11 protein-coding genes are annotated in these 9,502 nt (G+C 64.0%); 7 read left to right on the top strand and 4 right to left on the bottom strand.

Annotated elements, in window-relative coordinates:
* Positions 1 to 41 precede the first annotated feature (41 nt).
* A complete protein-coding gene (locus B348_RS0110805) occupies positions 42 to 569 on the bottom strand; it encodes a DUF962 domain-containing protein (RefSeq protein WP_017736140.1) in 528 nt (175 codons plus the stop codon).
* A gap of 83 nt (positions 570 to 652) precedes the next feature.
* On the opposite strand from B348_RS0110805, the gene B348_RS0110800 reads away from it, so the two are divergent.
* Positions 653 to 1,339: a Crp/Fnr family transcriptional regulator gene (locus B348_RS0110800; RefSeq protein ID WP_017736139.1), complete on the top strand. Its 687-nt coding sequence runs from the start codon at positions 653 to 655 to the stop codon at positions 1,337 to 1,339.
* A gap of 38 nt (positions 1,340 to 1,377) precedes the next feature.
* Positions 1,378 to 1,743 carry a response regulator gene (locus tag B348_RS0110795; RefSeq protein WP_017736138.1) on the top strand — a complete coding sequence of 122 codons (366 nt, stop codon included), beginning with the start codon at positions 1,378 to 1,380 and terminating at the stop codon, positions 1,741 to 1,743.
* Between the two features lie 123 nt (positions 1,744 to 1,866).
* On the opposite strand, the gene B348_RS0110790 is transcribed toward B348_RS0110795, so the two are convergent.
* Positions 1,867 to 2,871, bottom strand: a complete 1,005-nt coding sequence (locus tag B348_RS0110790; protein ID WP_017736137.1) for an AraC family transcriptional regulator — start codon at positions 2,869 to 2,871, stop codon at positions 1,867 to 1,869.
* 100 nt (positions 2,872 to 2,971) lie between these two features.
* On the opposite strand from B348_RS0110790, the gene B348_RS0110785 reads away from it, so the two are divergent.
* The gene (locus B348_RS0110785) at positions 2,972 to 4,066 is read left to right on the top strand and encodes a fatty acid desaturase (protein ID WP_026136720.1); all 1,095 of its coding nucleotides are present in this window, start codon (positions 2,972 to 2,974) and stop codon (positions 4,064 to 4,066) included.
* Here the strand turns inward: B348_RS0110785 and B348_RS0110780 are convergent.
* Positions 3,957 to 4,892: a LysR family transcriptional regulator gene (locus B348_RS0110780; RefSeq protein WP_017736135.1), complete on the bottom strand. Its 936-nt coding sequence runs from the start codon at positions 4,890 to 4,892 to the stop codon at positions 3,957 to 3,959. The genes B348_RS0110785 and B348_RS0110780 overlap by 110 nt on opposite strands.
* A gap of 97 nt (positions 4,893 to 4,989) precedes the next feature.
* Positions 4,990 to 6,159: a CynX/NimT family MFS transporter gene (locus tag B348_RS0110775; protein ID WP_017736134.1), complete on the bottom strand. Its 1,170-nt coding sequence runs from the start codon at positions 6,157 to 6,159 to the stop codon at positions 4,990 to 4,992.
* Positions 6,160 to 6,267: 108 nt separating this feature from the next.
* Here B348_RS0110775 and B348_RS0110770 point away from each other — a divergent pair, with 108 nt between their 5' ends.
* From B348_RS0110770 to B348_RS0110755, 4 genes are all read left to right on the top strand, one after another.
* Entirely contained in the window at positions 6,268 to 7,119 is an 852-nt protein-coding gene (locus B348_RS0110770; protein WP_026136719.1) for a LysR family transcriptional regulator, read from the top strand.
* 240 nt (positions 7,120 to 7,359) lie between these two features.
* Positions 7,360 to 8,172, top strand: a complete 813-nt coding sequence (locus B348_RS0110765) for an energy transducer TonB (RefSeq protein WP_017736132.1) — start codon at positions 7,360 to 7,362, stop codon at positions 8,170 to 8,172.
* A 51-nt stretch (positions 8,173 to 8,223) separates the two neighbouring features.
* Entirely contained in the window at positions 8,224 to 8,946 is a 723-nt protein-coding gene (locus B348_RS0110760) for a MotA/TolQ/ExbB proton channel family protein (RefSeq protein ID WP_085986520.1), read from the top strand.
* A gap of 1 nt (position 8,947) precedes the next feature.
* Positions 8,948 to 9,349, top strand: coding sequence for a biopolymer transporter ExbD (locus B348_RS0110755; protein WP_017736130.1), 402 nt, complete (start codon positions 8,948 to 8,950; stop codon positions 9,347 to 9,349).
* The last annotated feature ends 153 nt before the right edge of the window (positions 9,350 to 9,502 follow it).

Raw genomic sequence — 9,502 nt, 5'->3', positions numbered from 1 at the left:
TGACTGACCCACCGCTATCGCGGGCAAGCCCGCTCCCACATTTAAACCTCACTAGGCTTTAGATCGCGGCGCGCCACTGGGCCCGAGCGTGCTTCGATCTGCTGCTTGAGGTCATGCCGCAGCCCCACCAGAAACGCCAACTCCGCCACCACAAACAACGGCCCGACGATCAGCCCCGACACATCGTCCACAAACGCCGGCTTTTTACCCTCGTAGTAGTGGCCGACAAACTGAATCACCCAGCCCACCACAAACATCCCGATCCCGCTGCCCAGCCACACCAGCGTGCTCTGCGCCGCCAACACATGCCCGGCCCACACCGACAAGCCCATCAGCACCGTCATCAACACGCCGAGCGCCAGCTCCAGGCGCAGGTAAAACCACGCCGAAAACAACGCGAGCAGCACCGCCGGTGAAACCCACAGCCCACCCACGGCCCATTCGGGACGCGACAGCAACACCGCCACCGCGACCACAATCAACGGGATGCCGATAAAGTGGCTGGCGATATTGCGCGGGTCGCGGTGGTAGGCGGCGTATTGGCTGAGGTGATCGACGAGGCTTTTCATTGTTGTTCCTCCTGTAGGATGTTTGATCATGCCCTGTCAGCCTTTGCCTGACTGTCAGCTGGGCGACAATCTTCGGAGTTCCCATGGATGCAGCGCAATGGCACGCGCAACTGGCGACCGGCCAGTGGTTCAGTCACCTGCCCGCACCGTTTCAGACTAGCTTGCTGGCCCACGCCCGGTTGCGTCAGCTGACGGCGGGGCAATACCTGTTCAAGCGCGGCGACCCGCCGTGCGGCCTGTATGCGGTGCTCGAGGGCAGCCTGCGCATCAGCGCGGTCAATGAACACGGCAAGGAAGCGGTATTGAGCCTGGTGGAGCCGCCTTTCTGGTTTGGCGAGATCTGCCTGTTCGACGGCCTGCCGCGCACCCACGACGCCTGCGCCGTCGGCCCGTGCACGCTGTTGCAGGTGCCGCAGCAGGCGCTGTTGAAAGACCTCGACGAAAATCCGCGCTACTGGCGCGACCTGGCCCTGTTGATGAGCCAGAAACTGCGCCTGAGTTTTATCGGCCTCGAACAGCTGCGCCTGATGCCGGCGTCGGTGCGCCTGGCCCATCGCTTGCTGATGATCATTGACGGTCATGGCGACATCGAGCCCTCGCGGCGCCTCGTGCAACTGCCCCAGGAAGAACTCGCGGCGCTGCTCAGCCTGTCGCGCCAGACCACCAACGCCCTGCTCAAGGACCTGCAAGCCCAAGGCATCGTGCGCCTGGGCTACGGCGCGATCGAAATCCTCGACGCCGGGCGGTTGCGGGAGGCGGCGCACACCTGAGGGTGTTAGCCTGCTGGCCTGATCAATCGAGGTGTCTTATGCGCGTGCTGTTAGTGGAACATGAATCCGACGAGGCACAGCGGATGGCCCAGGGCTTGAACGAGGCCAGCTACAGCGTGGACGTGGCGGCCAACGGCATGGCGGCCCAGCGTCTGGTCGAGGACGGCGAGTACGACCTGGTGATCCTCGATGTGATGCTGCCCGGGCTGAATGCCTGGAAATTGCAGCAGGCGATTCGCCAGAAGGGCGACACGCCGCAGTTGTTCCTGACTACGCCCGGCGGCATTGAAGACCGACTGCGGGGGTTGGAATTGCATGAGGATGACTACCTGCTCAAGCCGTTTGAGGCAAAGGCGTTGGTGGCGCGGGTGAGGTCGGTGTTACGGCGTGATCGTGGGCGTTGACCTTACGGACGCCATCGCGGGCAAGCCCGCTCCCACAGGTGACCGGGTTCCAACCTTGGAATGCAATCAAATGTGGGAGCGGGCTTGCCCGCGATGAGGCCCTCAAAACCAACATAAATCCCCCTACCGCAACCCCTCCCGAAACTGCCCCGGCGTCACCCCCGTCCACCGCTTGAACGCCCGGCTAAAACTGCTGGTATCAGCAAACCCCAACAAATGGCTGATCTCCGCCAACGAACACTGCGGATCGCGCAAGTGCAGCAACGCCAAATTCTCCCGGCACTCATTGAGCAACGCATCAAACCGGCAGCCTTCGTCCGCCAGATGCCGCTGCAAGCTGCGCAAACTCAAGTGCAACGCCTGGGCGACCCGTTCCGCGCTCGGCTCGCCGTCGGGCAATTGCGCTTCGATCACCCGGCGCACCTTGCGCTCCCAGGTCAGCGGTTGCAGCTGGGCGAGGGTGCGTTTGAGCACGGTTTCATTGTGCTCGGCCAGCTCGGGGTTGGCGTCGTCGAGGTGGCTGTCGAAGTCCTGGGCGGCGAATTCCAGGCGGTCTTCCTCGGCGCCAAAAAACACCGGCGCGCGAAACACCGTGTGCCAGGGCTGGGGATCGACCGGCTCGGGGCGCCGCAAATACACGGCTAAGGGGGCGTAGTCCCGACCCAGGCGATTGCGGCATGTACGCACATAAATCGCCGCAAAGGCATCGATGGCTTCGAACGCCGGCGCCGGGCTGCCGGCAGGTTGCAGCAGGCGAAAGCGATAGCGTTCTCCATCACCGTCCAAGGTCAGGGTCAGTGCATCACTGACCACCTGGTGATAACGCACGATGCGCTCGAACACCTCCCGCAGGCTGCCGCTGGCCACCAGCGCATAACCCAGCGCATGAAAGGTGGTGGGGCTGACAAACCGCGACACCCGCAAGCCAATCGCCGGGTCGCCGCTGGCCTGCACCGCCAGTTCCCACAGCCGCGTGGTGGCCGACAGCGGGTAGCGCGCATTCGGGTCGTCCATCTGCTGCGGGTCGAGCCCGGCTTGCGCGCACAGCGCGGCGCTGTCGAGGCCGAGGGCGTCGAGTTGCTTGCGCAGGGCGCGGGTCCAGCTGGCGAGGGAAGTGGGTTCGGGCATGGCGATTGGCGCTTGCGGTCAACAGGTTGGCGTCCGGGGCTAGCGCCCTGCCAGATCGCGTGGGGCAGGATGGACGCATCAATAACCAGAGGATGGAAGCATGGACGGTACTTCTGCAAGTCCCCAGCAGATGAACGCGCAACAGCGTTCGGCGCATATCCGTGAAGTGGTGCTGGCCGAAGGCGTGCGCTTGCGCCAGCAGCACCCCTGGCTGCTGCATCAGGACGCGCTGGGCGCGGGCATCCTCGCGTTTGCGTTGCTCGGCATGGTTGGCTCGGCAGCGCTCTACATCACGGGTCATATGGCCTGGTGGGCGTGCCTGTTGATCAACGCGTTCCTGGCCTCGCTGACCCACGAGCTGGAACACGACCTGATCCACAGCATGTACTTTCGCAAGCAGCGCATCCCCCACCACCTGATGATGGGCCTGGTGTGGCTGGCGCGGCCGAGCACGATCAACCCGTGGATTCGCCGCCACCTGCACCTCAACCATCACAAGGTCTCCGGCACCGAGACGGACATGGAAGAACGCGCCATCACCAACGGCGAGCCCTGGGGTTTTGCGCGGTTGTTGATGGTGGGCGACAACGTCATGTCGGCGTTTATCCGCCTGCTGCGGGCCAAGACCTGGAAGCACAAATTCAGCATCCTCAAGCGCTCGCTGCTGGTGTATGCGCCGCTGGCGCTGCTGCATTGGGGCGCGTGGTATGTGTTCCTCGGCTTCCACGCGGCCAATGGCATCGCCAGCCTGCTGGGCGCGCCCATCGAGTGGTCAGCCAGCACCTTGCAGATGATGCAGGTGATCGATATCGCCGCCGTGGTGATCATCGGCCCCAATGTGCTGCGCACCTTTTGCCTGCACTTTGTCAGCTCCAACATGCACTACTACGGCGATGTGGAACTGGGCAACGTGATCCAGCAGACCCAGGTGTTGAACCCGTGGTGGATGTGGCCGTTGCAGGCGTTCTGCTTCAACTTTGGCAGCACCCATGGCATCCACCATTTTGTGGTGAAGGAGCCGTTCTACATCCGCCAGATGACCGCCAAGGTGGCGCACAAGGTAATGGCGCAGATGGGCGTGCGCTTCAATGACTTTGGGACGTTTGCACGGGCCAATCGGCTTGGTTTTCCACCGCCAGCAACGTCTCGATCAACGCCTTCGCCGCAGGCGACAAGCGCGCCCCAGCGCGGCTGATGATCCCGCAGCGGTTGCTCAAACTGTCGAGGGCGTGGGGCAGGTTGCGCCAGTGCAGCACCTGCAACGCGCCGCTGGCGAAGTCATCGACGAAGGCTTCTTCGGCGCCCAGGCCAATCGCATCGGACTGGCGCACGATGCTCGCCAACGCGGCGAACTGTTCCAGCTCGATGGCCGGCGCAAAGTCGATGCGCCCGCTGAGGTTGGCCAACAGCTTGCGAATGCCCGGCGCGATCAGCGGCGTGGCCAGCGGGTAGCCGAACAGGTCGTTGGTGGACAGGCTGTCCTTGGCCAATAGCGGGTGCCCGGCACGGCAGAAAAACACGCTGCGCCGGGGCGTGAGGGCCTGGGTCTGGAAGTTCGGGTCGGCTTCGAAGTGACGTACATCGGCGATAAAAAATTCGATCTCTTCGCGACTCAGGCTGCGCCCGAGCCGCTCCCAGTTATCCACCTGCAAGGCACTGCGCACCTTCGGGTAGGCGCTGACAAACCGCGCCAGGGCCTCGGGCAGCAGGTTGACCGCCGCCACCACGTCGCAGCCCAAACGCACTTCGCCGGCGTCGAGTTTGGTCATGCGCGTGACTTCGTGGCTGAGCAACGCCGCGCCTTGCACCAGGCTCAGGGCATGTTGCAGCACCACCTGGCCTTCCGGGGTCGGGCGCAGCTCTTTGTGGGCGCGGTCCACCAGCACGCAGCCGAATTCTTGCTCCAGGCCCTGGATGCTGCGGCTGAACGCCGGTTGCGTGATGCCCATGGCGTCGGCGGCGCGCACGAAGCTGCGGTGCTCGTTGAGCGCGATGAAATAGCGCAGTTGGCGAAGATCCATGGGGGGCCCGGCGTCCAAGAGGAGAACCGGGATTTTAAGCGCCGCGCTTATTCCGTCAATGAAGCATATTTGTTTTATCTAGATCTTAAACGCATAACTATAGAGCGGGCGCCGTGCGGTAGGTCGCCGGGCTGAACACCCGCGTGACCACCAGCATCGCCACGGCGGTGACGGCCAGCACCACCCAGGCGCTGATGAAGTTGCCGGTGAGCTCGCGCAGCCAGCCGGTCATCCACGGCGACACGGCATTGATCAAAAAGCCCACGCCTTGCACAAAGGCCGCCAGTTGCCCGGCCTGGCGCGGGTCGCGGTGGTGGTCGAGGGTCAGCAGCAGGCTCAGGGCAAAACACGCGCCGAGGCCAAAGCCACACAACGCGACCCACAGGTGGGGAAATTGCAGCGGCGCCATGATCAGGCCCAGATAGCCCACGGTCTGCGCCAACAGGCTGATGCCGAGCAACGGGCGCCGGTCGATCCCGCGTTGTGCCAGCACCGGCATCAGCAGCGCGGCGAGCACCTGGAAGATGGTCATGAACGCCAGCAACGAGCCGCTGGGCAACACGCCCCAGCCCAGCTGCTGATAAAACGCCGGCAGCCACGCCACCAGGCTCATATAGCCGCAGTTCACCAAACCGAAATACAGCGCCAGCAACCACGCACGACGATTGCGCAGGCCCTTGAACGCCGGGATCTCCTTGACGCTCTTTGCCGCGCCCAGAGGCAACCAGGCCCACAGCAACAACGCGCCCAGCGCCGGCAACAGCCACACGCCCAGGCCCGCCTGCCAATCGCCGAACTGCGTGGCCACCAGCGGGCTGAGCAGCGCCGCGAGCCCGCCGCCGGCCATCAGCGAGGCCGAGTACACGCCCATCGCCACCGGCACGCGGTGCTGGAATTCGCGCTTGATCATCGCCGGCACCAGCGCCTGGATCAGCGCCACGCCAGCGCCGCCCAGCAACGCCGTGACCAGCAGCGCCGCGCCCTGGCCCATCAGCCAGCGGGCGAGGCACGCCAGCAGGATCATCATCAGGCCCAAGGCGATGCCGCGCCGCTCACCCAGCTGCGCCTCGACACGCACGCCGACCAACGCCACCAGGCCCATGCAAATCACCGGCAGGCTGGTGAGCAGGGCGCTGCTCTGGAAACTCAGGCCGGTGGCCAGGCGAATTTCGCCGAGCAACGGGCTGATGGAACTGAGGATCGGCCGCAGGTTGAGGCCCAGCACAATCAGCAGGCCCCAGCCGGCGAGGGATTTATTGAGGGTCATGCAGCGCCCTTGCGGCAGATAAATGAGGCGTGAGTATGGCCAGCGCCGCAGGTATTCTGAAATTAAATATAACCATGAAAACCAGTGGCAAATGGAATGGTGAGCGCCATGTTCGATCCCGTGTTGTTACGCAGCTTTGTCGCCGTGGTGGAGTGCGGCAACTTCACCCGCGCCGCCGAGCGCCTGCACTTGACCCAATCCACCGTGAGCCAGCAGATCCGCCGCCTGGAAGACGTCGCCGGCTGCCAGTTGCTCGACCGCGACCAGCGCCATGTGGTCGCCACCGCCGAGGGTGAACGCCTGCTGGCCTACGCGCGGCGCATCCTCGCGCTGCATGAAGAGGCTGCCGACGTGTTGATCAACCAGCAAAGCGACGGCGTGTTGCGCCTCGGTGTGCCGGAGGATTTTGCCGCCGAGCGCCTGATGCCCTTGCTGTCGGCGTTTGTGCTGGCGTATCCCCGGGTGCGCCTGGAAGTCACCAGCGGCCTTGGCCCGGAGTTGCAGCGCCAGTACCGCAGCGGTGAATTCGACGTGTTGCTGGTCAAGCAGATGGGCGACAGCGACGACTGCCTGGCCTCCTGGCCGGAACCGCTGTGCTGGGTGGACAGCCGCAGCACGCCGTCCCTGGGGCGTGATCCGCTGCCGCTGGTGGCGTTTCCAGTGGGTGGGCTGTACCGCAATGAAATGCTGCAACACCTGGAAGTGGGCGGCTGGCGCTGGCGCATCGGCTATTCCAGCGCGAGCCTGGCCAGTGTGTGCTCGGCGGTGGCGGCGGGGTTGGGGATCAGCTTGTTGCCGCGTCGTGTGGTGCAGGCCGGGCACCGGATCCTTGGCGATGACAGCGGTTTGCCGGCGGTGCAGGGCGTGCGCCTGGCGCTGTATGCACGCAGCGGCTTGGGCGCGGCGGGGCAGTGTTTGCAGAGCGAGTTGTTCGATTTGTGCGCAAACAATCCCCATTGAGGCATGCCTTTACGGAATATTTTGTATGCCTGCAAAGCATTGAAAAAAACCGCCTCGGCGCCAGGCCACGGAAGACGTGGCCTTGGCGTTTCTGAATGTTTCGTTTATTCAGTTTGGATCTATGTATAACTTTAAAGATTACTTTAAGAGATAAGCGTCTGGCCCCGATGATTCAGCCCTCGACGGCCTTCCACACAGGCCCGTCGGTTTTTTGGTTTCAAGACCGTAGGGAGTGAATCAATGGGCAATGTCCAGACCGCCGCCAGTGCACAAGAGGCGCAATGGCGCCAGGCACCGAGTGGTGAGTTGGTCGACCTTGGGCGGCCGCACCGCGCGCCGTTGGGGCAACTGCGCACGCAGCAAACCCCCAAGCGTTTCTCCAGCCGGCGCGAAGGGATTCTGCTGGGCCTGCTGGTGCTGGCCCTGCACGCTGCGGTGATCTACTGGGTGGCGCAGAAGCCCACGCCGGTGCTGCCGATCGTGCCGCCGGAAATTCCGCCGATGACCATCGAATTTTCCCAGCCGGCGCCGCCGGTGGTGGAACCGCCACCGCCCGTGCCGCCACCACCGCCGCCGCCTGTGGTCGAGCCACCGCCGCCGGTGGTGGATGAATTGGCCGCCAAGCCGGCGCCGCCAAAACCGATTCCAAAACCCAAGCCAAAGCCCGTGCCGAAGCCTGAGCCCAAGCCCGCCCCGAAACCGGTCGAGCAGCCGCCCGCGCCACCGACACCCGCACCGCCTGCGCCGCCCGCTCCACCGGCGCCGGCCCCGGTCACACCGGCTTCGGCCAACGCCGCGTACCTGAAGAACCCGGCGCCCGAATACCCGTCACTGGCCCAGCGCCGGGGCTGGGAAGGCACGGTGTTGTTGCGGGTACAGGTGCTGGCCAGCGGCAAGCCGGGCGAGATCCAGATCCAGAAAAGCAGCGGTCGCCAGCAACTCGACGACGCCGCACTGGCCGCGGTGAAGCGCTGGAGCTTCGTGCCAGCCAAGCAGGGCGACGTGGCGCAGAACGGCTGGGTCAGCGTCCCGATCGATTTCAAGATTCACTAACTATTCGGCTGCGGTGTGTCTCACACGCCGCGACCTGCACAGAGGGAACACATCATGGCATTAGCATCTCCACTTGAATCCATCGAAAGCGCGGTGATCTGGCTGCTGGTGGTCTTTTCGGTCGCGACCTGGGGCCTGGCGCTGTTGAAAGGCGTGCAGTTCGGTCGCCTCAAGGCGCAGGATCGCAAGTTCCACAAACAGTTCTGGGCGGCGTCGAGCCTCGACTCGGCTGCCGAGCTGGCGGAAACCCAACCCGGCGCCGCTGCTCGTGTGGCCCAGGCGGGTTACGCGGCAATCCAGGTCGGTGACACCCCGCACGCGGCGGATCTGAGCCAGGCCATCAACCACCAGGACCGCCTCGAACGCGCCCTGCGCCAGCAGATCGTACGTGAGCGTCGCTCTCTGGAAACCGGCCTGGCCGTGGTCGCCAGTATCGGCAGCACCTCGCCGTTCATCGGTCTGTTCGGCACCGTGTGGGGCATCATGGAAGCGCTCAAAGGCATCAGCGCCGCCGGTTCCGCCAGCCTCGAAACCGTGGCCGGGCCGATTGGTGCCGCGCTGGTGGCAACGGGCGTTGGTATTGCCGTCGCCGTGCCAGCGGTGCTGGTCTACAACTACTTCCTGCGTCGCCTCAAGCTGACCGCCGCCGACCTCGACGACTTCGCCCACGACTTCTACAGCCTCGCGCAGAAAAATTCGTTCCGCGTGCTGCTGCACCCGGCGCTGAACAAAACTGCGGCCGGCACCCCGCAAAAAGTGAAGGAGGCGTCCTGACATGGCCTTCTCCACGCAAGACAGCGATGAGGTGCTGAGCGAGATCAACGTCACGCCGCTGGTAGACGTGATGCTGGTGCTGCTGGTGGTGTTTATCGTCACCGCGCCGCTGCTGACCAACGCGATCCCGATCAACCTGCCCAAGACCGAGGCCGTTGCCCCGGTGGAGCAGAAGGACCCGCTGGTGGTGAGCATCGACGGTGCCGGCAAAGTGTTTATCAACAAGGATGAAATCCAGCCGAACCTGCTGGAGTTCAACCTGCAGGCGGCCAAGGCCAAGGATCCCGATGTGCGGGTGCAACTGCAGGCCGATAACGGCGTGAATTATGGCGAAGTGGCGCGAGCCATGGCGTCTATCGAACGCGCGGGGATTACCAAGTTGTCGGTGATTACCGCTCGTTAAGCTACACAAGCCTCGACAATTTTTTGGCCGTCTCCTTGGCAGGGTGCGGCCTTTTTTTTGCGCGCGATTTAACGAAAACCACCTTTTCCAATTTGGAACAGGGTCAATGTGGGAGCTGGCTTGCCTGCGATGCAGACAACTCGGTACATCAGG

The sequence above is a fragment of the Pseudomonas sp. CBZ-4 genome (assembly GCF_000346755.1).
GTDB lineage: Bacteria > Pseudomonadota > Gammaproteobacteria > Pseudomonadales > Pseudomonadaceae > Aquipseudomonas.
This window is presented reverse-complemented; position numbering and strand designations above follow the sequence as displayed.